This window comes from Agrobacterium sp. T29 (assembly GCF_006970545.1).
Taxonomy (GTDB): domain Bacteria; phylum Pseudomonadota; class Alphaproteobacteria; order Rhizobiales; family Rhizobiaceae; genus Agrobacterium; species Agrobacterium leguminum.
Genome location: NZ_CP040640.1, coordinates 338,520 through 363,464, shown reverse-complemented (window position 1 = coordinate 363,464; position 24,945 = coordinate 338,520). Strand labels below are relative to the sequence as shown.

Here is a 24,945-nt window from a genome sequence, read left to right as displayed (position 1 = left end):
GACTATCCCAAGCCGCAGCGCGGCATCGTCTTTCACGGCAAGGCTTCCGCGCCGCCGCTACCGCCTCCCCGCGCCTGACCCAGATTTTCAGACCCATCTTCGAAAAATCCGTCAGACACAGGAAGGATAATCCATGTCTATCAAGACCATCACGCTCGCCGCCGCTTTTGCGGCCTCCCTCGCCATGCCCGTTCTCGCACAGGAAGCGGGCGGCCATGCCGGACATGACATGTCAAAAGGCACCATGAGCGACAGCGCTTCCACCAAGGCCTTCATGGAAGCCAGCAAGAAAATGCATGGCGATATGGCCATCGATTATAGCGGCGATGCCGATGTCGATTTCGTACGCGGCATGATCCCGCACCATCAGGGCGCGATCGACATGGCCAAGGTCCAGCTCGAATACGGCAAGGACCCGGAAATCCGCAAGCTGGCCGAAGATGTCATCAAGGCGCAGGAAGGCGAGATCGCCATGATGAAGGCCTGGCTGAAGTCCAAGGGCAAGTGACGACCGCTATTGTCAAACAGGGAGCGCCGGCCGGCGCTCCCTCCCCACAAGGTTACAACCCCGCGAGACCGGCCTTGTAGTCCTCCGAGGCCGCACGGCTGAGGCGCTCCAGCTCCATGGCCGCCCGGCTGGTATGACGCTCCTTATGGCGCAGCAAAGCGAAATTTCGGGCGGGAAGATCGATGCCGGCGCGAACCAGCAGCCCCTGCCGCAGAAACAGCGAGGCGACGGAGGCAGAAACTGCCGTGGCCGCGCCGCCGGAGCGTGCCGCCATCACCACCGCCTCGTTGGACGGCAGTTCGAGCATGACGGAAAGCTCGCCGGGGTCCACCCCCATCTGCCGCACCGCCGCCTCGAAGGCGGAGCGGGTGCCGGAGCCCTGTTCGCGCAGAACCCATGAGGTGCCGTAGAGCATATCGAGCGCGGTGAGATAACGGCCATCCGCGAAAGGGTGGGCCGAACCGGTGACCACCAGCAGCTTGTCGGACACCACCGGCTGCACCATCAAAGCCGGCTCATCGATCCTGCCTTCGATGAAACCGACCTCGGCCAGACCGTCGAGCACGGCCTGTGTAACCGTCTTGGTATTGCCGATATCGAGCCGCACGGTCACGCCCGGATAAAGTTTCTTGAACTGCATCAGGATCGGCGGCAGCCAGTAGCTTGCAATGGTCTGGCTGGCGCAAACGGTGATTTCGCCGCGCGTCAGCCCGCCCATTTCGGAGAGAATCAATTCCGCATTGCGCACACGCGCCAATGTCGCCTTCGCTTCGCCCAGAAACACCCGGCCGCTTTCGGTCAGTTCAATGTTGCGGCCGACCCGATGAAAAAGCTCGACGTTGTAAAAGGCCTCGAGATTCTTGATGGCGGAACTGACGGCGGAGGCGGTCAGGCCGATGGCTTCGGCGGCCCTTGTGAGGTGCTCGCGTTCGGCGACGGCGATGAAAATGCGGAGCTGTTCGAAGGTCATGGTTTTTCATTCGATTTTATCGAATAATATATGCCATATTATTTGATAGAATAAAACAGGCGGCTGCGGCATTGTCTGGCCATGGCACAACATCGCACCCTCGCTCATCCCTTTCAGTTTTCGCTTCGCTGGCTCACCCCGCTTCTGCCGGGCATTCTTCTCTGCGCGGCGGTCAGCTGCGCCGCCATTCTGGCGGAGCGCTTTCAGGTGCGGCTTGCCGGCCACGCATGGCTCGGCGATTTGGTGCTCGCCATTCTGATCGGCACGCTGCTGCGTTCGCTGGTATCGCTGCCCGCCGTCGCTTCGGCCGGCATCAAATTCAGCGCCAAGACGCTGCTCGAAATCGCGGTGGCGCTTCTCGGCGCGTCCTTGAGCCTTTCCATCCTCAAAGGTGCCGGCGGTTTGCTGATCGGCGGCATTGCGCTGATCGTCGCCCTGTCACTGATCGTCAGCTATGCCGCCGGGCGGATGCTCGGTCTGCCGCCCAAGCTTGCGACGCTGATCGCCTGCGGCAATTCCATCTGCGGCAACTCCGCCATTGCCGCCGCCGCGCCCGCCATCGGCGCGAAGCCGGAAGATGTCGCCGCCTCGATTGCCTTCACGGCCGTTCTTGGCGTTGCCGCCGTGCTGCTGATGCCGTTTCTGCCGCAGCTTCTGGGTCTCGACGCCACCCAATATGGCATTTTCGCCGGCCTGACGGTCTATGCCGTGCCGCAGGTTCTGGCCGCCACAGCCCCGCTCGGCGCAATCGCCGTGCAGACCGGCACCATCGTCAAGCTCATCCGTGTGCTGATGCTGGGACCGGTCATCGCCGCCCTTTCCGTCATCCATGGCCAGTCCGGCACGGAACGCCTGAGATTGCAGCAGATGGTTCCGTGGTTCATCATCGCCTTCGTGCTGATGATCATGGCCCGGTCCTTCGGCCTCATTCCCGAGGCTCTGATCGGCCCTGTCGCCTCGCTCTCCAACATCCTCACCATCATGTCGATGGCGGCGCTGGGCCTTTCGGTCGATATTCGCAGCCTTCGCCATGCCGGCGGCAAGGTCATCGTCGCCGCCAGCCTGTCGCTCGTGCTGCTTGGTGTCTTGAGTTTCGGCCTGATTGTGCTGACACAGACGGCCTAAGCAAAGGGCGGGCTGTTATTTCCCGGTGCTGACCGTCAGCGTGTAATGCGCGCCGAGGCCACGTCGCGGCGATCCCAGGATGAGCGTCGGGCGGATCAACCATTCCGTATCCGCCTTCGGCGTCAGGGTTGCGACCTTGCCTTCGGAATCGCTGAAGAAGATCGCGTCCTCATCCGGCGTCGAAAAATCGAAGACCGCCATCAGCACGAATTCGCTGGAGGCGGCAAGCTCGATCTTCACCGTCTGCCCGGCCTTCACCTTCAGGCGATAGACATCGCCGCGCCCGCGCCGCGTCCAGCCGTCAAGCTTCAGCGGCCCGGCTGGCGGCAGCGCCACCTGCTTCAGCCTTTCGCCGTCATCGAGCCAGATACCGTCGACATTGCGGCCCTCCGCGAAGGAGAGATGCGGCACGGCGGCCACAGCCATGGTAAGAGCCAGAAGAAGGGAGGTTATCTTCATGGACGTACAAACTCCCGCCGCATGGCCTCTATCGGCTGGCGGCAATGACAGCCTTCGATATGGTCGTTGACCATACCCATGGCCTGCATGAATGCATAGACGGTCGTCGGGCCGACGAAACTCCAGCCCCGCTTCTTCAGGTCCTTCGAAAGACGGATGGAGGCGTCGCTGATGGGGTTGGCCCTCAACGTCGCATAGTCCAGCCTTTGCGGCCTTTCTGCGGCGGCCGGTTCGAAACCCCAGAAATAACGGGCGAGCGATCCGAATTCATCGCGCAGCTCCATGGCGCGGCGGGCATTGTTGATGGTCGAGACGATCTTGCCGCGATGGCGGATGATGCCCTTGTCGGCAAGGCAACGCTCGATATCGGCGTCACCGAATTCCGCCACTTTTTCGAATTCGAAATTGGCGAAAGCGAGACGGAACGCCTCGCGCTTGCGCAGAACCGTCAGCCAGGAGAGGCCGGACTGGAAACCTTCCAGACAGATCTTCTCGAAAAGGCGGCGATCGTCGGTGACGGGATAACCCCATTCCTCGTCGTGGTAACGGCTGTAATCCGCAAACCCCTGCTGCCAGAAACACCGCACAAGGCCATCCGCGCCCGTTTCAAGTCCCGCTTCATTCATTCCGCAACCACCCTTTTCCGCTCCCGCCCGTGACCGGTTCGGACCGCGCACTTACCACTCATTCACCACGTTTCAAAACCGGGTGCTAACCTTAAATCCAGCTTTCCCTAATCAAGCGCTTTTTAATGAACAGCCATTTACGATTCGCTGGCGTCGAGGTGCGAACGTGTCCGGCAAAGCGGGCGAACAGTCCCGCAAATCCATAGTTGCGACATCCCGCAGAGAGAGTCCACCCGATGACGATGAAGTCCGTTTTTCTGGCGCTGAGCCTCGTTTCCACCTTTGCCGCCCCGGCCGCCATGGCCAATGAGCGTTATCGCGAGCGCCCGCCCGTCGTCGTCAGCCCGGATCTTTCGGCCCCCTGGGTCACCCAGCTCGGCGGTCGCGGCAATGTGCGGCCCGTGGTTTATCCGCGCGCGCCTGCCGCACGCCAGCCGTTCTTCCAGCAGCGCCAGGCCGCCATGCCGCAGCGCCCCAGCTCCGGCGTCACATCGCAGCGCCCGGCACGGGTGCAGAATGCCGCCGTCCGCCCCAACGCGCCGGTGCGCACACAGATCGCGCCGCAATTCCTGCCGCAGATCGTTACCTACCCGACCGATGAAAAACCCGGCACCATCGTCATCGATACGCCGAACCGTTTCCTTTATCTCGTTCTCGCCGATGGCAAGGCCCGGCGGTACGGCGTCGGCGTCGGTAAGCCCGGTTTCGAATGGGCCGGCACCCACAAGGTGACCCGCAAGGCGGAATGGCCGAGCTGGACCCCGCCGAAGGAAATGATCAGCCGCGAGGCGAGGAAGGGACACTACCTGCCGGCCTTCATGGAAGGCGGCCCGGCGAACCCGATGGGCGCGCGCGCCATGTATCTCGGCTCGACGCTTTATCGCATCCACGGCACCAACCAGCCGTGGACGATCGGCAGCAACAATTCATCCGGCTGCATCCGCATGCGCAACGAGGATGTCACCGATCTTTACGAGCGCGTCAACGTCGGAACGAAGGTCATTGTGATATGACGGCAACGGTTCAGCCATTCCGGCCGCTCCAGGGCCGGTGTGGCGGCGTATCCGCTTGAATTGCCGCCTTGCGGCGGTACAATCCGGCTCACTTCAATGGAATGAAACTTGGCGGGGGACGCCAGGAGCCGGACCTCTCTCAGGGGGATGATGGAACGGCCTTAAAACGGGTGGTCAATCGGCCGCCCGTTTTTCGTTTCTGTCATTCAAATGTTATCAAAAAACGGTTTGGTGAATTACTGATATCAATCTGGATTCACTTCATGCCGCGCCATACTTTATTTGTTTGCGCCCTGCTGTTCAGCGGCGTTTCCTTCTCTGCCGCAATCGCGGGCGAATTTGAAATTTCCGGTTATGGCGGCTGGCAAAGCGCGCCGCATAGCGATGTGAAGGTTTCCGACGGGCCGGATTTCAGGGCCGGATGGGAAGGCAAGTCGTTTTCCAACCCGCCCTATTGGGGCGTGCGCGGCACCTACTGGTTCGATGAGGGCCAGCTGCGGAATTTCGGTATTTCGCTCGATTTCACCCATGACAAGGTCTATGCCGACGACCAGACGCTTGCCCGCTCGGGCTGGTCGCATTTCGAATTCACCGACGGCCTGAACCTGCTGACGCTCAACGCGCTCTACCGTTTTCCGCTGGAATCGCTGCCGATCACCCCTTACGTAGGCGCCGGCGTCGGCATCAACGTGCCGCATGTGGAAGTGTACCGTCCCTCGGGCAAGACCTTCGAATACCAGTTCGGCGGCGCAACCCTGCAGGCGCAGGCCGGCCTCAGCTACCGCATCACCGACAACTGGTCGACCTTCGTGGAGTATAAGGGCACCTATTCCTTCGTCGATGTCGATATCGACAATGGCGGCTCGTTGAAGACCGATATCATTACCAATGCGGTGAATTTCGGCGTGGCGTATAAGTTCTAAAAGATATGGCCCAGAGCGTGCCGCGTGGACGACGCTCTCTTCCTTCGTCATTCCGGCCATGAGCCGGAATCCAGTCAGCCCAAGTCATTGGGCTGGAAAGACTCTTCTCTTCTCGTCGCGCCGACGCGCGCCGGCTGGATGCCGGGTCAAGCCTGGCATGACGGATGCCGAAAGTGCGTGCGCGAAAGCTGCCTCGGGTACTGCGCAGTCGAAAGTACCACGGGACGTTTCTAAACCGAAAGCCTCGCCGGTTTCGGCCCACCATAGGCCCAGTCCAGCAGCTCCACCGTGTGCAGGATCGGCATATCCGTGCCGGTTCCGATCTGCGTGATGCAGCCGATATTGCCGGTGGCGATGACATCCGCCCGGGTGGCCTCGATATTCTTCACCTTGCGCGCCTTGAGCCTGGCGGAAATCTCCGGCTGCAGGATGTTGTAGGTTCCGGCCGAGCCGCAGCAGAGATGCCCTTCCGCCGGATCGCGCACGGTAAAACCCGCCGCCTTCAGGAGTTGTTTCGGCGCAAGCGTGATCTTCTGGCCATGCTGCATGGAGCAAGCGGAATGATAGGCGACCGTCAGACCCTGGCTTTGCCCTTGCGGCAGATCGAGGGTGGCGAGATATTCGGTGATGTCTTTCGTCAAAGCCGAGACCCGCGCGGCTTTTTCGGCATAGGCCGGATCGAGCCGCAGCATGTGGCCGTAATCCTTGATGGTGGTGCCGCAGCCGGAAGCTGTGATGATGACGGCGTCAAGGCCGCCGCTTTCCATCTCGCGCGTCCAGACATCGACATTGCGCCTTGCCGAGGCGAGCGCCTCTTCCTCGCGCCCCATATGATGCACCAGAGAACCGCAACAGCCCTCCCCCTTCGGCACCACGACCTCGATGCCGAGCCGCGCCAGCAGGCGCAACGTCGCCTCGTTGATACCGGGATCGAGCACCGGCTGGGCGCAGCCGGTGAGGATCGCAACCCTTCCACGCTTCTCGCCTTCGGCCGGCCGCTCTCCCGGACGGGTTGACGCGGAGGCCGCGGGCACGGCGGCGGGGGCGAGAGCGAGCATGGATTGCAGCGGCTTCAGCGCCGGAACTTTGGCAAGCAGACCCGAGAAAGGCCGCGCCAGCCGGGCCAGATGCAGGGCCAGCCGGAAACGGGCGGGATGGGGCAGGACGGCAACCAGAAGATTGCGGATCAGCCGATCCATGAAGGGGCGCTTGTATGTCTGTTCGATATGGGCGCGGGCATGATCGACCAGATGCATGTAATCCACGCCGGAGGGACAGGTGGTGGTGCAGGCAAGGCAGGAAAGACAGCGGTCGATATGGGTGACGACCTCGCGGTCCGCCGGGCGGCTGTTTTCCAGCATATCCTTGATAAGGTAGATGCGGCCCCGCGGGCTATCCAGCTCGTTGCCGAGCGTGACATAGGTGGGACAGGTGGCGGTGCAGAAGCCGCAATGCACACATTTGCGCAGGATTTTTTCGGATTCCGCCACATGCGGATCGGCCAGTTGTTCGGGAGTGAAGGATGTTTGCATGGTTCAGACGGCCCCTTCCATCGTTACGGCCATCTTGCCGGGATTGAAGATGCCCGCCGGATCGAGCTTCTCCCTGATACGCGCAGAAAGCAGCGCTTCCGCCGCCGGGCGCGGTTCGAAGGCAGCGACCGTGGCGCGCACCGCATCGCTTGCCCTCACCAAAGTTGCATGGCCGCCGCCGAGCGCCCGGATCGCGCCACGCAGCAAATCCGCCTCGGGGTCCGCCTCCATCTGCATCCAGACGAGACCGCCCTGCCAGTCGTAAAAGGCGTCGATGCCCGCTTCCATGCGCAGCGCCGCGACAAGCTGATGACCAACCGAAGGCGCGACCGATACTTTCCACAAAGGCTTCGCCGTCTGTCCGGCATAGGGAGCGACATCGCGCACCTGCCGCCACGAAAGCCTGCTCTCCTCACCCTCCAGCAGCGCCCACGGCCCGACCCGGTCCATGACGGAAAGGAGTTTGGCCGTGCGCGCCTCCACCGAGGCGGAAAGCCCTTCCAGCCGCAGGATGGTCGCCGGGCCATCCGGCAATCCGCCATCGACGAAACGGGAACGAACGCTTTCCGGCAGATGCGCCGCGCCGGAAACCTCGACGCTCATCGCCATCGCCGCCGCCATGATGCGCGTCGCCGCTTCATCGTCGAGACCGGAAACGACCACGGTTTTTTCCGCCGGCGGTTTTGGCAGCACGCGGAAGGTGACTTCGGTGAGGAAACCGAGCGTGCCGAAAGACCCGGCCAGGAACTTCGACAGATCGAGCCCGGTGACATTCTTCATCACCCGGCCGCCAGCCTTGATGACCTCACCGCTGCCATTGACGAAACGGATACCCAGCAGGCTGTCGCGGGCCGCACCCGCCACATAACGGCGGGGGCCGGAAACATTGGCGGCGAAGACGCCGCCGATGGTCGGCTCACCTTCGGTGCCCATGATCGGGCGGTGATCCACAGGCTCGAAGGCCATCATCTGGCGGTTTTCAGCGAGAGCCGCTTCGACGGTGGCGAGCGGGGTTCCGGCCTTGACGGTCATGACCATTTCGGCGGGCAGGTAGGAGACGATGCCGTTCATCGCGCGGGAAGAGAGTGCTTCATCTGCGACCACGGTATTGCCGAAACCGGAGCGGGTGTTGCCGCCGATGATTTTCAGCGGCCTTTTACGCGCGGCGTGGTCGCGGACGATGTCGGCGACCTGGGTTTCTGCGTAGGGGGTCAGCATGGGGTGGCAGGCTCCGGGCATCGGACAGCGACGTTTGCGCGAGGGATACCCCCCTCTGCCCTGCCGGGCATCTCCCCCTCAAGGGGGGAGATCGGCAAGAGGCTGGCGCATCGTTTCAATCGCACCGTTCGAGAATTTAGCGGGAGGTCGCGGCGAGTCGATCTCCCCCCTTGAGGGGGAGATGCCCGGCAGGGCAGAGGGGGGTAAGCCACCCCCACAGAGATCACAAAATTCACCCCAATCATCCCCTCCCCTCCAGCGGAAACACCTTAGACGGGTTCATCAGCCAGCCCTCATCGAAAGCCGCACGCACCGCCATCTGCTGGGCAAGATCGGCCTCGCCATACTGGTGGCGCATCAAATCCCGTTTTTCGATGCCCACACCGTGTTCGCCGGTCAAACAGCCGCCGGCATCGACGCAGAGCTTCAATATTTCATTGCCTGCCTCTTCAGCGCGGGCCGCATCCTCCGGATCGTTGGCGTTGAACAGGATAAGCGGGTGCATGTTGCCATCGCCGGCATGGAAGACATTGGCGACGCGCAGGCCGAGGCGGTCGGTGATCTCGCTCGTCTTTTTCAGCACGTAGGAAAGCTGGGAGAGCGGCACGGTGCCATCCATGCAGATATAATCCGCGATGCGGCCGGTTGCGCCGAAAGCGGATTTGCGGCCTTTCCAGATCGCCGCCGCCTCCATGGCCGACTGGCATTCCTTCACCGTCTTCACGCCATGTTTTCGGGCAATCGCCACGATGTCGGCCAGCATGGCGTCCATTTCCGCCTCGGAGCCTTCGACCTCGACAATCAGCAGCGCGCCGACATCCAGCGGATAGCCCGCCTTGGCGAAGGCCTCGCAAATTTCGATGGCCGGCTTGTCCATGAATTCGATGGCGACCGGGATGATGCCCGCGCCGATAATATCGGCCACGCAGGAGCCGGCCTCCTCCGACGTCTCGAAGCCGAACAGCACCGGTCGCGCGCCCTCCGGCCTGGCGATCAACCGCACCGTCGCTTCCGTCACGATACCGAGCTGGCCTTCCGAACCGCAAACGAGGGCGAGCAGATCGTAGCCGGCAGCATCGAGGTGCTTGCCGCCCAGTTCCAGCACTGTGCCATCGACAAGCACCATTTTCACGCCGAGCAGATTATTGGTGGTGACGCCGTATTTCAGACAATGCGCGCCGCCGGAATTCATGCCGATATTGCCGCCGATGGTGCAGGCAAGCTGCGAGCTGGGGTCCGGTGCATAAAAGAAACCTTCCGCGCCGGCCGCATCGGAAATGGAAAGATTGGTGACGCCCGCCTGCACCCGCGCCGTACGGTTATAAAAATCCAGCTCTAGGATCGAGGCCATCTTGGAAAGGCCGATCACCACCGCATCCTCCTGCGGAATCGCGCCGCCGGAGAGCGAGGTGCCAGCCCCGCGCGGCACGACGGGAATGCCGTAGCGGTGACAATATTTCATCACCGCCGCCACCTCCTCCGTCGTTTTCGGCAACGCCACGGCAAGCGGCAGGCGGCGATAGGAAACGAAGGCGTCGGTTTCGAAAGGCACGAGTTCGCGCGGTTCGTGCACAAGACAGTCCGCCGGCAGAATATCCTTGAGGTCCGCTATGATGCGGTCGCGGCCTGCGACGACTTTCGCGCGCGGCTCCAGAAACTTGATCGGCTGCGTCACCGCCCCTCCTCCATGCCATCTCACCAACTGGTATTCTTTCTTTACCACTTTGAAACGGCGCAATCAAATGTTATGGATTTTTTCCATTCCGGAAACAATCGAGGGCAACTATGACGAATCTGGGCGATCTGGAAGTCTTCGCAAGCGTTGCCGCCTCCGGCAGCATGTCGCTCGCCGCCAGGGAGCTTGGTTATTCGCCCGCCGTCATTTCCAAGCGCATCAAGCGGCTGGAAGAAAAGCTCGGCGCGCGGCTTTTCCAGCGCACCACACGGCAAATCTCGCTGACCGAAGCGGGACAGGGCTTTTACGAGCGGGTGCTTGCCGTGCTGGAAGGGCTGGAGGAGGCCGAGGATTTCGTCTCCGGCCGCGCCAACACCGTCAACGGCACGCTGAAGGTTTCCGCGCCGACCTCCTTCGGGCGCATGCATATCGCGCCGCATCTGAAGGGTTTCATGGAGCGGCATCCGGATCTTTCGGTCAATCTGGTGCTGAGCGACGAATTCATCGACATCATCGAGGGTGGTTACGATCTGGCCATCCGTATCGCCGATCTCAATTCTTCCAGCCTCGTGGCCCGCAGGCTGGCCCCAGTACGCCGCGTGCTTTGCGCTTCGGCGGAATACGTTGCTACCCATGGTATGCCCGCGACAATCGAGGATCTGAAAAAGCACCGCTGCCTGCCGGCCCATAATAACGATGTCTGGCGGCTGGAGGGACCGGGCGGCGCGATGAGCATTCGCCCGGAGGGGATGCTCATCACCAATTCCAGCGAGGTGATCCGCGAGGCGGTGATATCAGGGCTCGGCATTGCGCTGCGCTCCACCTGGGATATCGGCCATGAATTGCGCAGCGGCAAGCTGGTGCAGGTTCTGCCGGGTTATGAAGGATCGCGAAACGTCACTCTCTCGGCGGTTTATCCGAGCCGGCAGTTCCTGCCCGCGAAGGTTCGGCTGTTCATCGATTATCTGGCCGGGCTCTATGGGCCTTCACCTTATTGGGAGCAGGGTTGAGGGACATGGGATTACCCCTCAGTGCCCGCCCTCGGCATGGGAGCGGCGGATGCGGCGCACCACCCACCAGACGCCGAGGACCGCGAAGGGAACGGAGATACCGGTGACGACGGCAGGGTCGAGCGGCAGCACATCATGGCTGATCGCCTTGGTGAGATAACCGATGAGGCCCACAACATAATAGGAAATGGCGGCGACCGAGAGGCCTTCGACCGTCTGCTGCAGGCGAAGCTGCATGGCGGCGCGTTTGTTCATGGTGTTGAGCAACACCGTATTCTGCCGTTCCAGCTCCACGTCGATCCAGCTTCGGACGAGCGCCGTGGCGCGATAGAGCTTGCGCGACAGGTTGGCCTGCCGCTCCTCCACCGACTGGCAGGTGCGCATGGCCGGCGCCATGCGCCGTTCCAGAAAGCTGCCCATGGTCTCGTGGCCCTGCACCGGGGTTTCCGCAAGCGCCCGGATGCGTTCGCGCACGATGCCGTCATAGGCGCGGCTGGCGCCGAAACGATAGAGGCTGAGCGCGGCATTGGCTTCCAGTTCGGCCGCAAGCCGGGTCATTTCCGCCAGCAGCGCATCGGCCTCGTCGCGCGCACCGTTTTTCATGCGCTGGGTGATACCCGTCAGGCCATCTTCGATGCGGCGGATTTCCGGCGAGAGCGTCTGCGCCATCGGCAGGCCGAGCATGGCAAGGGTGCGATAGGTCTCGATATCCAACAGCCGCTGCACCAGCGCGCCGCGGCTGTAATCGCTCAAGCCCCGGTCGATCACCAATATCTGCGTTAGCCCATCGCGATCCTGCCGGAAATCGGTGAGGATCGCCGCCTGACCGTCGCGCACGTCGCTGTGACAGAGGCTGGTCGGCTCGAAGATCGTCTCCGCGTGAGACGCCACGCCATTTTCCGGGCGGATTTCCAGCCGTACGCCCGAGATCAGCGAGCCGGGCGGCGAAAAGCCGTCGCCGAAGGGATCGCCGGCAATCTCGCCGCCGAATTTTTCCGGCGCGGGGCCATCCCAGAACCAGGTCGAGAATTCGGTGTGCCGCTCCCAGCGCAAGGTCCCCTGCCCCCAGGGCATGGCATGGTGGCGGGCATCGCGCTCCGGCGGCGCAACACCGCGGCTGCGCGACATTTCCGCGATGACCGAGTGATGCACGGCCGAACCGCCATCCATCATGAAGGCGAGCTGGACGATGATGCGCGAGGGTGCGAGAAGCACCGTCGGCCGCGCATGAACCTCCCCGAGCGCCAGCGATCTTTCCGGCGCGCTTGCGAAAGCAAATCTACCCTTGGCCATTGCAATATCGTCCCCGCCTGTTGCGCTGGTTTTATTAGAGCATTTCCAGGAAAAGTGGACCCCGGTTTTCCGTCCGGAAATGCGCTAAAATAAAGAGTTAGAGTTTTTTCGCGATTCGAAGAAAAGCGAAAAAACTCTAAAACATCGATCACGATGAAAACACCGCAATCGAAGCCGCTGTCATTGTTTTGATCCACCTGGCGGAAAAATCCGCCATCGTCACCCTGTCCTGCTGCTGCTTTAACAAAAGCCAATTCGAAAAGGCAGATGCCGTGTTGCCGCAGGCATGGCACGGATGAGGCGCGGAACTGGATAGAATATTTGACCAGTGCGATGCTTCGCTGATAATTTGCCCCCCATCGAAATACGGGGCGGGATTTCGCCGGAGACTTCTGCGATGGACGAAACGCTTTTTGCGCGCATCGAGCACAGCCGCACATCGCAGGAGGTGATCTTACGTTTCGAGGAACTGATTCTCGACGGTATATTGCGGGATGGCGACAGGCTGCCCGGCGAGCGCGAACTGGCGCAACGCCTCGATGTCTCCCGGCCTATCCTGCGGGAAGCGCTGAAGGAGCTTGAAAACCGTGGCCTCCTTACCAGCCGGCATGGCGGCGGCACCTATGTCGCCGATATTGTCGGCCCGGTCTTTTCCGATCCCTTGAGCGCGCTGATTACCCGCCATAGCCGGGCGACGCGGGATTTCCTCGAATATCGCCGCTATATCGAAGGCATGACCGCCGAACTTGCTGCACAGCGGGCGACGGAACCCGACAGGCGCAACCTCGCCGCCATCGTGGACAGAATGCGGGAAGCGCATGAGGCGGGCCATTTCGAAGAGGAGCTTGCGGGCGATGTGGAATTTCACAACGCCATTGGCGAGGCGGCGCATAATATCGTGCTGATGCACACGTTACGCTCCTGCTATCGGCTTCTGAGTGACGATATCTTTTACAATCGCCACCTCATCTTCACCGTTGCGGGCGCCCATGACGAGGTGCTGAGGCAACATATCGCCATCCACGATGCGATTGCCGCCGGCGATCCGGCCGCGGCAAGGGCGGCGGCGGAGGCCCATATCGACTTCATCGTGGAGACGACATCCAAGGCGCATCAGGCGCGGGAATGGGACCGGATTTCGCGCCTGAGGCAGCAGCAGCGCAGCAGCTGAAAACGCCATCCGGCGAAATGCGGCATCTCTTTTATTCAGGTTTTGATGGAACCTTTTGTGCTCTTTGGTCTTTTTATCGGGTTAATTGGAAAAATTTACCAAGATGGGACCCATGACGACCACGAGCGAAACTGAACGCTATCCGCGGATAGCTCTCATATCGACGCATGGCTATGTCGCCGCGCACCCGCCGCTGGGCGCTGCGGACACCGGTGGACAGGTGGTTTATGTGCTTGAGCTTGCACGCAAACTCGGCCAGCTCGGTTATACTGTCGATCTTTACACCCGCCGCTTCGAAGACCAGCCGGAATTCGATGAGGTCGATGAGCGCGTCCGCGTGGTGCGCATTCCCTGCGGCGGACGGGATTTCATTCCCAAGGAATATCTGCACCGTCACCTGATGGAATGGTGCGAAAATGCGCTGCGTTTCATCAAGAAAAACGACCTGAATTATTCTTTCATCAACAGCCACTATTGGGATGCGGGCGTCGCCGGGCAGCGGCTGTCCGAAGCGCTGAAAATCCCGCATCTGCACACGCCGCATTCGCTCGGCATCTGGAAAAAGCGCCAGATGGAGACTGACTATCCGGAAAAGGCCGATACGTTCGAGCTGGAATTCAACTTCAGGGAACGTATCCAGCATGAGCTTATCATCTATCGCAGTTGCGACATGGTGATCGCCACGACGCCGGTGCAGCTGGACGTTCTGATCGAGGATTACGGTCTGAAGCGCAAGCACATCCACATGATCCCGCCGGGTTATGACGACAACCGTTTCTTCCCTGTTTCCGATGCGACGCGGCAGATGATCCGGCAGCGTTTCGGTTTCGAGGGCAAGACGGTGCTGGCGCTCGGACGCCTTGCGACCAACAAGGGTTATGACCTGCTGATCGACGGTTTCTCCGTTCTTGCCGAGCGCGAACCGGAAGCCCGGCTGCATCTGGCCGTCGGCGGCGAGAATATGGACGAGCAGGAAACCACGATCCTCAACCAGTTGAAGGAGCGGGTGAAAGCGCTCGGTCTCGAAGACAAGGTGGCCTTTTCCGGTTACGTCACGGATGAGGACCTGCCGGATATCTATCGCGCCGCCGATCTCTTCGTGCTCTCAAGCCGCTATGAACCCTTCGGTATGACCGCGATCGAGGCGATGGCGAGCGGCACGCCCACCGTCGTCACCACCCATGGCGGGTTGTTCCGGGCCATCAGCTATGGCCGCCATGCGCTGTTTGCCGATCCTTTCGACAAAGAAGACCTCGGCATCACCATGATGAAGCCATTCAAGCATGAGCGGCTTTACGGGCGGCTTTCCCGCATGGGGGCGCACAAGGCGCGCAGCCTCTTCACATGGACCGGCATTGCCCAGCAGCTTCTCGCCCTTGTGGAAGGCAGGACCATGATGCCGGTTCTGGAAGAAGCCGATTGGGCCGAACCATGGAACGACGGCGATTGAGACCGCTTCGTCTTTTTTCCACCGATCTCGACGGAACCGTCGTCGGCGATAACGACGCCACGCGCCGGTTCCGCGATTTCTGGCATTCGTTGCCGGAAGGTCAACGTCCCCTTCTGGTTTTCAACAGCGGCAGGCTGATCGATGACCAGCTTGCGCTTATCGAAGAGGTGCCGCTACCGCAGCCCGACTATATCATTGGCGGGGTAGGCACCATGCTGCACGCGAAAGAGCGCAGTGAACTCGAAAGCGCCTATAAAACCTCTCTCGGCACCGGTTTCGATCCGCAGAGGATCGTCGACGTGATGACCGGCGTGCCGGGCGTGACGATGCAGGAGGAGCGCTATCAGCACGGCCTTAAATCCAGCTGGTTCCTGCATGGTGCTGATGATGCCGCGCTTGGCGAGATCGAAGCAGCGCTTGTGGCCGCCGATATCGATGCCCGCATCGTCTATTCCAGCGACCGCGATCTCGACATATTGCCGAAGGCCGCTGACAAGGGTGCGGCGCTTGCATGGTTATGTGGACAATTGCGCATCGGCCTCGACGAATCAGCGGTCGCGGGCGATACTGGCAACGATCGGGCGATGTTCGAATTGAATGATATTCGCGGCGTGATCGTCGGCAATGCATTGCCGGAGCTCGTCTCACTGGCGGGCCTCGACAATCGTTTTTTCCAGGCGCGTGCGACGGAAGCCGACGGCGTTATCGAAGGCCTCCGGCATTGGGGGTTAAATCCCGACAAACGCAATACCGGCAATTATTCATAGCGGTTTTGCGTTTCAGGACGTGAAAGCAGACAGAGACGGTATTGCCGCAATCGGCTGTTTGGCCGGGAAGCCGCCCGGTCGAAGCCCTGTTCGCACATTTTCCGCATTTTCCGGGCTTACAGGCTTCATCCGCATGAAGACAGTAGTGGGTTATGGGTCATGAGGGATTGGCGGAATTTACGGGATATCTATATTAGCAATTATCATTAGCGGGCAAAGAAGGACCTATTCGGATTGAAGATTTTGAATCGATTGGCGACAGATGTTGGCTTGATGTTGCGCAGACCGCCGCGACAGCAATATGCGGCGCTGTGCTATCGATTGTCCAAGAAGAATCCGGAGCCGGAAGTGTTGCTGCTGACCAGCCGGGATACGGGACGCTGGGTCATTCCCAAGGGCTGGCCGATGGCCAACAAGAAGGCCCATGCGGTGGCCGAGCAGGAAGCCTATGAGGAAGCCGGTGTCAGAGGCACGGTGGAAAAGGCGCCCTTCGGTTATTACGAATACGAGAAAAAGCTGAACAGCGGCGTCAACGTGCCGTGCAGGGTTCAGGTTCATCTGCTGGAAGTTTCGGAGATGCAGGAAAGCTTTCCCGAAAAACAATCCAGACGTCTGGAATGGGTCAGCCCCCAGGAGGCGGGAAAACGCGTCAACGAGCCGGAATTGAAAGCGCTGATGCTCGCTTTCGACAAGCGGATGACGCATTCGAAATAGCGCGCCCGCCCTGAACGTGGCAATGTGCAGTTTGTTTTTCCAACATGGCTTTTATCGTCTTTCCTTTTGGAAAGATGTGCGAGATGTAACAGTCTTTCTGTAAAATTGCCTTCAACCTGCGACACTGCCGGACGAAAGGGAATGCTGGCAAACGAGGTCTGAATGGCAATCAAGCCGCCATCGAATATGAAACCGACGCTCGACAAGGATCTCGACAAGATCACCCGTGTCGAAGAGGCGACGCTGCATGTCACGCAGCAGCTTGCCGGCCTTGGCGCGGGGTTCATGTTCGTTGTTCTGGCGGCCATCTTCGCCGGCGTCTTCGTCACCGGCACCGCGGGTTCGGTCATCATCATCGCCGCCGTCGCCATCGGCGCCTATATGGCGATCAATATCGGCGCGAACGACGTTACGAACAATGTCGGCCCGGCGGTTGGGGCGAAGGCCATGCCGCTTGCCGCCGCCCTCATCGTCGCCGCCATCTGCGAGATTGCCGGCGCGCTGATCACCGGCGGCAACGTCGTCGAGACCATTTCCAGCGGCATCATCAACATCGGGACCATTCCCGACAGGACCGCCTTTTCATGGGCAATGCTGTCGGCGCTTCTCGCCGCCGGCCTTCTCGTCAATATCTCGACATGGACCAAGGCGCCGATTTCCACCACCCATACGGTGGTGGGCGGGGTTGCGGGTGCGGGAATGGCCGCCTATGGGGCGAAGGCGGTCGACTGGCTTTCGCTCGGCAGCATTGCCTTCGCATGGGTTCTGGCGCCCTTCATCAGCGCCATCATCGCCGTTGCCATCCTTGCTTTCATCAAGGAATTCATCATTTACCGCGAGGACAAGCTCACCTCCGCCCGGCTGTGGGTTCCGGTTCTTATCGGTTTGATGGCGGGCGTCTTCACGGCCTATCTCATCTGGGTCGGATTGCGGCAGCTCATGCATGTGTCGCTTGGCCATGCCAGCCTCACAGGGCTGGTGACCGGGCTCGTGGTCTGGCGGCTCTGCGTGCCGATCATCCGCAAACAATCGGAAGGATTGGAAAACCGCAACCAGTCGCTTCGAATCCTGTTCCAGTGGCCGCTGGTTCTCGCCGCCGGCCTGATGTCCTTCGCCCATGGGGCAAATGACGTTTCGAACGCCATCGGGCCAGTCGTTGCCATCGTGCGGGCCCTGCATGACGAGGCGGTGAGCACGTCCGCCCGTGCGCCGATGTGGGTGATGCTGGTCGGCGCCTTCGGGCTTTCCTGCGGTATTCTTCTTTATGGCCCGCGCCTTATCCGCCTCGTCGGTGAGCAGATCACCAAGCTCAATCCGATGCGCGCCTTCTGCGTTTCCGTGGCCACGGCGCTCACCGTGCTCGTTGCCTCACGCTTCGGCCTGCCGGTCAGCACCACCCACACGGCAATCGGCGCGGTGTTCGGCGTCGGTTTCTTCCGCGAATGGTACACGCAATCGTCGCGACGGCGGCAGGAGCTCGTTCAGGCTGGTGACGGCAGGCCCCGCCGGTCCGAAAGATATGCCGACAATCCTTCCGAGATACGCCGCCGTTATCTCGTCCGCCGCTCCCACTTCATGACGATCATCGCCGCCTGGCTGGTCACCGTTCCTTCCAGTGCAGCGCTTGCGGCGCTGCTCTACTGGCTCATGTCGTCCCTCTTTCTCTGAACCTGAAACAGAATCCCATGCGCGCCAATTTCCGGATGCAACGCCTGTATATCGAAGCCAGCCTTGCCGAAGGCGTCGCGCAGGAGGCAACAGCCGAGCAGTTCAATTATCTCGCCAATGTGCTGCGCATGACCGACGGTGCGGAAATCCTGCTGTTCAACGGTCGCGACGGCGAATGGAAAGCGAAGCTTGCCTTTCCGAGCCGCAAGAAGATCGTGCTCGTCCCAATCGAGCAGACACGGCCCCAGCCGAACGCCCCGGACCTGCATTATCTTTTCGCGCCGCTGAAAGTCGGGCGCATGGATTATCTGGTGCAGAAGGCGGTGGAGATGGGCGCCGGCCTGTTGCAGCCGGTAATGACGCAGCATGTTCAGGGCAAGATCCACAATACCGAAAAACTGCGCGCCAACGCCATCGAAGCCGCCGAGCAGTGCGGCATACTGTCCCTGCCCGAGGTGGCCGAGCCGGTGAAACTGAAGGACATGCTCGAGAGCTGGCCCCACGACCGGCGCATCATCTATTGCGACGAAGGCGATGCGGGGCAAAATCCGCTGCCGGTCCTGCAAGCCGTCACGGAGCGCAAACTTGCCCTGCTGGTCGGCCCGGAAGGCGGGTTTTCCGAGGAAGAAAGGGAGCTTCTGCGTGGCCTTGCCTTCGTTACCCCCATTCCGCTCGGGCCGCGTATCCTGAGGGCAGATACCGCCGCCGTCGCCGCGCTCGCGGTCATTCAGGCGGCGATCGGCGACTGGAATTGAATGGCCCCATTGCGCTTCATGCATCTTTAAAAGAAATTCATTTGCCTCCGGATACGATCCGGCCCTATCTGCCAATCATATGCCTCGCCGCAACAGAGACGTCATAACAAGGTAAGCCATGGCACGCGACACGACCGACCAGACCCCCCTCTCCTCCGTTACGGAGCTTACAGATTATCTGGCGGGCGGTTGCAAAGCTGAAGCCGACTTCCGCATCGGCACCGAACATGAAAAATTCGCGTTTTTCCGCGAGGATAACAGTCCCGTTCCCTATTTCGGCGAAGCCAGCATTTCCGCGCTTTTGAAGGGCATGCAGGAAAAGCTCGGCTGGGAGCCGATCATGGACGGCGGAAACATCATCGGCCTTGGCGAGCAGCACGGCATGGGCGCCATTTCCATCGAGCCGGGCGGCCAGTTCGAGCTGTCGGGCGCGCCGCTCGAAAACCTGCACCAGACCTGTAAGGAATCCAACCAGCATCTGGCGACGCTGCGCGAAGTGGCCGAGCCGATGGGCATCCGTTTCTTCGGTATCGGCGGCAGCCCGCTGTGGAGCTACGACGAAACGCCGCGCATGCCGAAATCGCGTTACGCGATCATGACGCGCTATATGCCGAAGGTCGGGACCAAGGGTCTCGACATGATGTACCGCACCTGCACCATTCAGGTTAATCTCGATTTTTCCTCCGAAGCGGACATGCGCCGGAAGATGCGCGTTTCCATGAAGCTGCAATCGCTGGCAACAGCGCTCTTCGCCTCCTCGCCCTTCACCGAAGGCAAGCCGAACGGCCTCCTGTCCTGGCGCGGCGATATCTGGCGCGACACCGACAACCGCCGCTCGGGCGTACTTCCCTTCACCTTCAGCGATGACTTCGGCTTCAAGGACTATGTGGAATGGGCGCTCGACGTGCCGATGTATTTCATCGTGCGCGACGGCAAATATCATGATTGCACCCATGTCACTTTCCGTCAGTTCATGAACGGCGCGTTGAAGGGTGAAATCGCCGACTGGCAGCCGACCATGGGCGACTGGACGAACCATCTTTCCACCCTGTTCCCGGATGTGCGCCTGAAGCGCTTTCTGGAAATGCGCGGTGCGGATGGCGGCCCGTGGAGACGCATCTGCGCCCTTCCCGCTTTCTGGGTCGGCCTTCTTTACGATGACGAGGCGCTGACCGCTGCCGATGCACTGACCGCCGGCTGGAGCTTCGATGAGGTCATCGCCCTTCGCGATGCCGTTCCGGCCAAGGGTCTTTCCGCCGAGATCGCCGGCAAGCCGCTTCTCGGTCTCGCCCGCGAGGTGCTCGACATTTCCCGCACCGGCCTGAAAAACCGCAAGCGCCTGAACGGCGAAGGCCAGGACGAGACCGTGTTCCTGTCGTCGCTGGACGAGGTTCTGGCCAAGAAGACCACGCTCGCCGAAGACCTGCTTGCACTTTACAACGGTCGCTGGGGTGGCTCCGTGCTGCCGGTGTTCGAAGAATATCAGTATTGAGGCAGTGCCGCTAAAATTGCGCCGCCATTAAAAAAGCCCGGCGCGGCCGAGGGGCCTGACACCGGGCAAAGGCAGGGCTATTGGCAAATCACCCTGCGGGGAAAACTTTTCCGTTCGAAAGCAATTCCGGCGGCTGGAGGTCTGCCGGAATTGCCCGAACATTCTGGAACGTTTTGGCGCATTTCCGGACGGAAAACCGGGGCCTGCCTTTCCTCGAAACGCTTTAAACGGTCTTGAACCGGGTCACCGCGCGGTTGCGTGCGGCGCGGGTCAGATGGGCGGTCGGATCCTCGAGCAGGCCGGTATTGAGCGCATCCCTCACATCCGAGCGCGCCAGACCGATATCGGCCAGAAGGCGGTCATCGAGTTCCGTGAGGCCATTGGCCGCGATACGATTGTAGATGCGCTGCAAGAACGTTTTGACGCGGAAAGCAAAGAGGCCAGCGACACGACGAAGCGTATCGTTCTGCCGGGAGGTTGCGAGTTCCAGTTCCATTCTCCGTTCTGCCGTGCGCATGACACTTATCCTTTCGTAACGGCACGATGCGGCACCGCCCCCGGCGCACCACGCGCGAGAAGCTGCCTCGGGTTGGGGGCCTGACGTTTCGCCGGCCCGGGGTTGATATTGATTTGCTGGGTGTCAAAATGTCGCAAGACTATTGATCAGTCCAACGAATGTTTCTAATGTGAGGCATCAATCATTCTGATGGATGGCCATCCATGTCCGCACCTCTCGACATAGACCAGCTGCATACCTTCATCGCCATCGTCGATACGGGCAGCTTCACCAAGGCCGCAGACCGCGTTTTCAAGACGCAATCCGCCGTTTCCATGCAGATGCGACGGCTGGAAGAACGGATCGGCAAGCAGCTTTTCGCCAAGGACGGGCGCGGCAACCGCCTGACGGCGGAGGGCGAAAAGCTGATGAATTACGCCCGCCGCATCATCCGCCTTAACAACGAGGCGATCGCCGCCTTCGACGACAACCGGCTCGAGGGCATGCTGCGCATCGGCACACCCGATGACTATGCCGACCGCTACATGCCGGAGATTATCGGGCGCTTCGCCAAGACCCATCCCAATGTCGAGCTTTATATCGTCTGCGAACCTTCGGTCAGCCTTGCCGAAAAAATGGCGCGCGGCGAGCTGGATATCGCGCTCGTCACCCATAATCCGCGCGCGCGCTCCTCGGATGTGGTGCGCACCGAGCCGCTCTGCTGGGTCGCTTCCGCCAACCATCCGCTGAAGGACGATGCACCCGTGCCGCTCGCCGTCGGGCGGCGCGATTGCCACTGGCGCCAGCTTGCCTGTTCGGCGCTCGATGCCGATGGGCGGGATTATCAGGTCCTGTTCACGAGCTGGTCTTCCACCGTCGTCGCCGCCGCCGTGTTGGCGGGCATGGCCGTCTCGGTGCTGCCGGAATCGGCGCTGCGCACCGGCATGAAGGTTCTGACCGCCGCGGACGGCTTCCCGCCCCTGCCGCCAGTGCAGATCGGCCTGATGAAACGGCCGGGCCTCTCCCCTTCGCTGGTGAACGCCATCACCGACCACATCACCGCCTGCCTCGACAATATTTCGCCGATGAGCGTTGCCGACGAAATGGACAGCGATGTGAAGACCTACCCCAAGATGCCCCGCCTGCGCGCCGGGCACATGCTGCCGGGATGGTAAGAGGATAGTACAAATCCCGGGGTATGACGTCGCGTATGCGGGAGGCTTTGTCATCAGCCTCAAGCCGGCTAACCCCGCTCCTCCCGTCGCTCGTCCGCGCTTTCTCTGTTACCGCGCCCGCAGCGTGGCAACCGCCAGCAGCGTATCGGCGCTGATGCCCACCGAACCGCTGCCGTTGAAGAGCGTCATGATCGGATCGGTGGTGTTCTGCTGATTGTCGTACATGATGGTGAAACGGGCGACCAGCTTCTTGACCTTTTCCGGATCCTGAAAATCCTCGATGTCGAAGTATTTCTTCATCATCGTCACCTGCGTATCGACCTCGGCATTGGCGAGTTCGTCCGGAATCCCGAAAGTGGTGTTGATGAAGCTCTGGAGCGCCGTGTCGGCGAGGATCGAGTAATAGGACGTCGTTCCGGCCGCCATGCGCTGGAAATAGAGCGCCAGGCGCACACCGGCATTTTCTTCACCCGCCTGCGTTTCCAGCGTCTGGGTGAGGTAGTTGTCCAGCGTCTCGTAAAGGCCGCGCCGCGTCTGGATCAGGCTGCGGTCCTCGTGAAGAAGCGTACCGTCGGTATTGAAGTTGAAGGCGGTGACGAGGCGGCGGAAGACCGGGTCCATCTCCTTGTTGACGTAGCTGTCCTTGTCATCGAGCTTCGAGGTGAAGGCCTTTTCGAGCTGTTCCTTCGTCACGCTTTCGGGATCGATGCCGAGCGATTCCATCGCAAATTTCGTCAGGCGATCGTTGCTCAGGAATTCCTTGAGCGTCTTGATCTTCTGCATCTCCGCCGTGAAATATTCCGATTCCTTCGTCGCCGTTTCCTTGTCCTTTTCCGTGCCGAAAGCCGATTTTTTCTTGATGTAGTCGGCCGACATGGTCTGCATCTCGATTTCCGACTGCGCCAGAACCGGTGTTCCGACGCTGCCGTCGGAGGCGAAGTTGAACAGCTCCGCTAGCTTGACATAACGCTCGTCTTTCAGCGTGTAGACGAAGCTCTTTTTATCCTGCAGATCGCTGGTGAGGACCTTGCGAATATCGGCGGAATTCACCTTGGTCGGATCGAGGCCGACGGCTTTCAGCGCATAGGTATAGACCGCGCTGCTGTCGATGAAATCCTTGACGGAAGTGACGCTGGCTATATCGCTCTTGAACAGCTTCAGCGCCTTCTCGTCGGCGGCATCGTCCTTGTCGTTATAATAGGTCATATAACCGCTGGTAGTGGTCGCGGTCTGTGCCGTCGTCTGGGGTGTCGTTCCGTCTGCCAGCGTTCCGTCGGTCTGGAAATTGAAGGCATTTCTCAAGGCTATATAACGCTTGTCGTTCTTGCCGACAGTTGCGATGTAGTTGCTCGGATCGCTCAGATCGCTGGTCAGGATATTCTGGATCGTTGCCGTGACGACTGTGAGGTCGTTCAGGTCGAAGGCGGTCCTGATATAGTTGAGAAGCCGGGTATCCGACGTCAGTTCGGTTACCGTCTTGATCGAACCGATCTTCGATTCGAAATAATCCCGGTTCAGTGTGGCGACGGTCGGCGTCACGCGCGGCGCGCTGCCGATATAGGCATCCGTCAAGGCCTTGAGATTATCCGCCGTCTGCGCCTGACCGGCGGTCACCGTGCCGTCGTTCTTGAACTCGAAGGCGGTGGCGAGCTGCGCCATCTTGTTATATTGCGTGACGGTGCTGGTGAGCGTCGTCTGCTCGGCCTTGATGGCGGCGAGCTTCGCTTCCCACTCATCCTGCGGCGGCAATACCGCCTCGAGCTGGGTCAGCTGGTCCTGGCGCGTCACCTTTTCCGCCTCCAGCTCCGTGCGCTCCTCGGCCGTCAAACCGGTGTCGGCGAGTTCGGTATCGATTGCGGTAATTCGGGCAGTGACCTGCGCGTGCAGTTCGATATTGCCCTTCATCGTCAGCTTTTCGACCGCGTCATTATAGGCCGCACCGTATTTCTGGTTGATGTAGCTGTCGGGATCGTTGATGTCGCTCGTCATCAATCCCTTGATATGGGCATAGGAATAGGTCTTCTCATCGATGCTGAAGACCTGAAAGATATAGGCGCGGGTGCGGTCGTTGCGCAGCAGTTGGTCGACATTGGTTACCGTGCCGACAATCGCCTTGTAATAACGGGTCTCTTCCGCAAGGCTGTCATCGAGATCGGTTATCGACGTATCGTAAAGCCCGATCATCTTGTCGAGCTGCGCTTCCGTCTGAACGGTCTTTGTCGATGTGGTGAAGTTGAAGGCTGCGGCGAATTCCCGATAGCGCTCGTCGGTGAGTTTGTTGGCGAAGCTGTTCTGGTCGTTCAGATCGCTTTCCAGCACCTTTTTCATGAAGGCCTTGGCATAGGTCATCTCGCCGAGACCGAAGGCATCCATGGCATAGGAATAGAGCTGGTAATTGTCGAGGAACTCATCGACGCTTTTCACATTGCCGATGTTCTCCTTGTAATATGTCGTCTGCCGCTCGATGAGCCCCTGCTGCGACACGCGCGACAGGCTTGCCTTCATATCGCGGTTGATGAGGTCGTAGCTGAGATAAGTCGATACCATCCGAATGCCCCCTGGAGGCCCGCGCGTCGCTTCAGACGCCGAATGCTCCGGTTTTCAATCCACCCATCGCGCCTCCATCGGGACGCACGGCAAGCCTTTGCCTGACTATGCGGGAGACGCCTTGCCCGGAGCTTGAAAGAGCACAATTTCGGCCGGGATAAAAACCGCATTGTCCCGATCTCTTTTACCTAAGCGAAACCATGCCACAGTGTGTTTTGCTAACCATTTGGGAATGCAAAGTTTTCTTAACCGCGATTTTTAAGCAGTCTCGAACATGCGGCGGATATTCTCCCGACATCAGAGGACGAAAAGTCCCGATGAGAAGACCGGAAACCGGCTCTCAGGTAAAACAAGGGTA

22 protein-coding genes are annotated in these 24,945 nt (G+C 60.5%); 13 read left to right on the top strand and 9 right to left on the bottom strand.

Annotated elements, in window-relative coordinates; translation table 11 throughout:
* The first annotated feature begins 133 nt into the window (after positions 1-133).
* Complete coding sequence (locus FGF54_RS01775) at positions 134-508, top strand: DUF305 domain-containing protein (RefSeq protein WP_142778758.1); 375 nt, start codon at positions 134-136, stop codon at positions 506-508.
* A gap of 52 nt (positions 509-560) precedes the next feature.
* Here FGF54_RS01775 and FGF54_RS01770 read toward each other — a convergent pair whose 3' ends face one another.
* Positions 561-1,478, bottom strand: coding sequence for a LysR substrate-binding domain-containing protein (locus FGF54_RS01770; protein ID WP_020812649.1), 918 nt, complete (start codon positions 1,476-1,478; stop codon positions 561-563).
* An 81-nt stretch (positions 1,479-1,559) separates the two neighbouring features.
* Here FGF54_RS01770 and FGF54_RS01765 point away from each other — a divergent pair, with 81 nt between their 5' ends.
* Positions 1,560-2,603, top strand: coding sequence for a YeiH family protein (locus tag FGF54_RS01765; protein ID WP_142778757.1), 1,044 nt, complete (start codon positions 1,560-1,562; stop codon positions 2,601-2,603).
* Positions 2,604-2,618: 15 nt separating this feature from the next.
* On the opposite strand, the gene FGF54_RS01760 is transcribed toward FGF54_RS01765, so the two are convergent.
* On the bottom strand, positions 2,619-3,062 hold the full coding sequence (locus FGF54_RS01760; RefSeq protein ID WP_142778756.1) for a hypothetical protein: 444 nt from the start codon (positions 3,060-3,062) through the stop codon (positions 2,619-2,621).
* Positions 3,059-3,688 (bottom strand): DNA-3-methyladenine glycosylase I, encoded by a 630-nt coding sequence (locus FGF54_RS01755; protein WP_142778755.1) that lies wholly within the window; start codon positions 3,686-3,688, stop codon positions 3,059-3,061. Before FGF54_RS01755 ends, FGF54_RS01760 begins: the two co-directional genes overlap by 4 nt.
* Positions 3,689-3,924: 236 nt before the next feature.
* Between FGF54_RS01755 and FGF54_RS01750 the strand changes: the two genes are divergently transcribed.
* Together FGF54_RS01750 and FGF54_RS01745 are read left to right on the top strand one after the other, a co-directional pair.
* Positions 3,925-4,701, top strand: a complete 777-nt coding sequence (locus FGF54_RS01750; RefSeq protein ID WP_078051213.1) for a L,D-transpeptidase — start codon at positions 3,925-3,927, stop codon at positions 4,699-4,701.
* A gap of 263 nt (positions 4,702-4,964) precedes the next feature.
* Entirely contained in the window at positions 4,965-5,624 is a 660-nt protein-coding gene (locus FGF54_RS01745) for an outer membrane beta-barrel protein (protein ID WP_080817713.1), read from the top strand.
* Positions 5,625-5,854: 230 nt separating this feature from the next.
* Here FGF54_RS01745 and glcF read toward each other — a convergent pair whose 3' ends face one another.
* From glcF to FGF54_RS01725, 3 genes are all read right to left on the bottom strand, one after another.
* A complete protein-coding gene (gene glcF, locus FGF54_RS01740) occupies positions 5,855-7,156 on the bottom strand; it encodes a glycolate oxidase subunit GlcF (RefSeq protein ID WP_142778754.1) in 1,302 nt (433 codons plus the stop codon).
* A gap of 3 nt (positions 7,157-7,159) precedes the next feature.
* Entirely contained in the window at positions 7,160-8,374 is a 1,215-nt protein-coding gene (glcE, locus tag FGF54_RS01735; RefSeq protein ID WP_142778753.1) for a glycolate oxidase subunit GlcE, read from the bottom strand.
* A 241-nt stretch (positions 8,375-8,615) separates the two neighbouring features.
* The gene (locus FGF54_RS01725; protein WP_031234401.1) at positions 8,616-10,049 is read right to left on the bottom strand and encodes an FAD-binding oxidoreductase; all 1,434 of its coding nucleotides are present in this window, start codon (positions 10,047-10,049) and stop codon (positions 8,616-8,618) included.
* A 110-nt stretch (positions 10,050-10,159) separates the two neighbouring features.
* On the opposite strand from FGF54_RS01725, the gene FGF54_RS01720 reads away from it, so the two are divergent.
* Complete coding sequence (locus FGF54_RS01720) at positions 10,160-11,059, top strand: LysR family transcriptional regulator (RefSeq protein ID WP_142778752.1); 900 nt, start codon at positions 10,160-10,162, stop codon at positions 11,057-11,059.
* 18 nt (positions 11,060-11,077) lie between these two features.
* Here FGF54_RS01720 and FGF54_RS01715 read toward each other — a convergent pair whose 3' ends face one another.
* Positions 11,078-12,352 (bottom strand): DUF3422 family protein, encoded by a 1,275-nt coding sequence (locus FGF54_RS01715; RefSeq protein WP_142778751.1) that lies wholly within the window; start codon positions 12,350-12,352, stop codon positions 11,078-11,080.
* A 397-nt stretch (positions 12,353-12,749) separates the two neighbouring features.
* Here FGF54_RS01715 and FGF54_RS01710 point away from each other — a divergent pair, with 397 nt between their 5' ends.
* From FGF54_RS01710 to FGF54_RS01680, 7 genes are all read left to right on the top strand, one after another.
* Positions 12,750-13,523, top strand: coding sequence for a FadR/GntR family transcriptional regulator (locus tag FGF54_RS01710; RefSeq protein WP_142778750.1), 774 nt, complete (start codon positions 12,750-12,752; stop codon positions 13,521-13,523).
* 103 nt (positions 13,524-13,626) lie between these two features.
* Positions 13,627-14,973, top strand: a complete 1,347-nt coding sequence (locus tag FGF54_RS01705; protein WP_162144093.1) for a glycosyltransferase family 1 protein — start codon at positions 13,627-13,629, stop codon at positions 14,971-14,973.
* A complete protein-coding gene (locus FGF54_RS01700) occupies positions 14,970-15,740 on the top strand; it encodes an HAD family hydrolase (RefSeq protein ID WP_142778749.1) in 771 nt (256 codons plus the stop codon). The genes FGF54_RS01705 and FGF54_RS01700 overlap by 4 nt, the downstream gene beginning before the upstream one ends.
* A 273-nt stretch (positions 15,741-16,013) precedes the next feature.
* The gene (locus FGF54_RS01695) at positions 16,014-16,454 is read left to right on the top strand and encodes an NUDIX hydrolase (RefSeq protein WP_059760707.1); all 441 of its coding nucleotides are present in this window, start codon (positions 16,014-16,016) and stop codon (positions 16,452-16,454) included.
* A 162-nt stretch (positions 16,455-16,616) separates the two neighbouring features.
* The gene (locus tag FGF54_RS01690; RefSeq protein WP_059760705.1) at positions 16,617-18,122 is read left to right on the top strand and encodes an inorganic phosphate transporter; all 1,506 of its coding nucleotides are present in this window, start codon (positions 16,617-16,619) and stop codon (positions 18,120-18,122) included.
* A gap of 17 nt (positions 18,123-18,139) precedes the next feature.
* Positions 18,140-18,877: a 16S rRNA (uracil(1498)-N(3))-methyltransferase gene (locus tag FGF54_RS01685; RefSeq protein WP_168207969.1), complete on the top strand. Its 738-nt coding sequence runs from the start codon at positions 18,140-18,142 to the stop codon at positions 18,875-18,877.
* Positions 18,878-18,995: 118 nt separating this feature from the next.
* A complete protein-coding gene (locus tag FGF54_RS01680; RefSeq protein ID WP_142778748.1) occupies positions 18,996-20,369 on the top strand; it encodes a glutamate--cysteine ligase in 1,374 nt (457 codons plus the stop codon).
* A 223-nt stretch (positions 20,370-20,592) separates the two neighbouring features.
* Here the strand turns inward: FGF54_RS01680 and FGF54_RS01675 are convergent, their stop codons facing one another.
* Entirely contained in the window at positions 20,593-20,886 is a 294-nt protein-coding gene (locus FGF54_RS01675; protein WP_142778747.1) for a DUF1127 domain-containing protein, read from the bottom strand.
* A 203-nt stretch (positions 20,887-21,089) separates the two neighbouring features.
* Between FGF54_RS01675 and FGF54_RS01670 the strand changes: the two genes are divergently transcribed.
* A complete protein-coding gene (locus tag FGF54_RS01670; RefSeq protein ID WP_004432791.1) occupies positions 21,090-22,040 on the top strand; it encodes a LysR substrate-binding domain-containing protein in 951 nt (316 codons plus the stop codon).
* A 108-nt stretch (positions 22,041-22,148) separates the two neighbouring features.
* Here the strand turns inward: FGF54_RS01670 and FGF54_RS01665 are convergent, their stop codons facing one another.
* Positions 22,149-24,587, bottom strand: coding sequence for a DUF1217 domain-containing protein (locus FGF54_RS01665; RefSeq protein ID WP_142778746.1), 2,439 nt, complete (start codon positions 24,585-24,587; stop codon positions 22,149-22,151).
* Positions 24,588-24,945: the final 358 nt, after the last annotated feature.

Excerpts from the sequence above, each read along its gene's own strand:
- FGF54_RS01775 (WP_142778758.1), top strand. The coding sequence starts at position 134 with ATGTCTATCAAGACCATCACGCTCGCCGCCGCTTTTGCGGCCTCCCTC.
- FGF54_RS01770 (WP_020812649.1), bottom strand. The coding sequence starts at position 1,478 with ATGACCTTCGAACAGCTCCGCATTTTCATCGCCGTCGCCGAACGCGAG.
- FGF54_RS01765 (WP_142778757.1), top strand. The coding sequence starts at position 1,560 with ATGGCACAACATCGCACCCTCGCTCATCCCTTTCAGTTTTCGCTTCGC.
- FGF54_RS01760 (WP_142778756.1), bottom strand. The coding sequence starts at position 3,062 with ATGAAGATAACCTCCCTTCTTCTGGCTCTTACCATGGCTGTGGCCGCC.
- FGF54_RS01755 (WP_142778755.1), bottom strand. The coding sequence starts at position 3,688 with ATGAATGAAGCGGGACTTGAAACGGGCGCGGATGGCCTTGTGCGGTGT.
- FGF54_RS01750 (WP_078051213.1), top strand. The coding sequence starts at position 3,925 with ATGACGATGAAGTCCGTTTTTCTGGCGCTGAGCCTCGTTTCCACCTTT.
- FGF54_RS01745 (WP_080817713.1), top strand. The coding sequence starts at position 4,965 with ATGCCGCGCCATACTTTATTTGTTTGCGCCCTGCTGTTCAGCGGCGTT.
- glcF (WP_142778754.1), bottom strand. The coding sequence starts at position 7,156 with ATGCAAACATCCTTCACTCCCGAACAACTGGCCGATCCGCATGTGGCG.
- glcE (WP_142778753.1), bottom strand. The coding sequence starts at position 8,374 with ATGCTGACCCCCTACGCAGAAACCCAGGTCGCCGACATCGTCCGCGAC.
- FGF54_RS01720 (WP_142778752.1), top strand. The coding sequence starts at position 10,160 with ATGACGAATCTGGGCGATCTGGAAGTCTTCGCAAGCGTTGCCGCCTCC.
- FGF54_RS01715 (WP_142778751.1), bottom strand. The coding sequence starts at position 12,352 with ATGGCCAAGGGTAGATTTGCTTTCGCAAGCGCGCCGGAAAGATCGCTG.
- FGF54_RS01710 (WP_142778750.1), top strand. The coding sequence starts at position 12,750 with ATGGACGAAACGCTTTTTGCGCGCATCGAGCACAGCCGCACATCGCAG.
- FGF54_RS01705 (WP_162144093.1), top strand. The coding sequence starts at position 13,627 with ATGGGACCCATGACGACCACGAGCGAAACTGAACGCTATCCGCGGATA.
- FGF54_RS01695 (WP_059760707.1), top strand. The coding sequence starts at position 16,014 with ATGTTGCGCAGACCGCCGCGACAGCAATATGCGGCGCTGTGCTATCGA.
- FGF54_RS01690 (WP_059760705.1), top strand. The coding sequence starts at position 16,617 with ATGGCAATCAAGCCGCCATCGAATATGAAACCGACGCTCGACAAGGAT.
- FGF54_RS01685 (WP_168207969.1), top strand. The coding sequence starts at position 18,140 with ATGCGCGCCAATTTCCGGATGCAACGCCTGTATATCGAAGCCAGCCTT.
- FGF54_RS01680 (WP_142778748.1), top strand. The coding sequence starts at position 18,996 with ATGGCACGCGACACGACCGACCAGACCCCCCTCTCCTCCGTTACGGAG.
- FGF54_RS01675 (WP_142778747.1), bottom strand. The coding sequence starts at position 20,886 with ATGCGCACGGCAGAACGGAGAATGGAACTGGAACTCGCAACCTCCCGG.
- FGF54_RS01670 (WP_004432791.1), top strand. The coding sequence starts at position 21,090 with ATGTCCGCACCTCTCGACATAGACCAGCTGCATACCTTCATCGCCATC.
- FGF54_RS01665 (WP_142778746.1), bottom strand. The coding sequence starts at position 24,587 with ATGGTATCGACTTATCTCAGCTACGACCTCATCAACCGCGATATGAAG.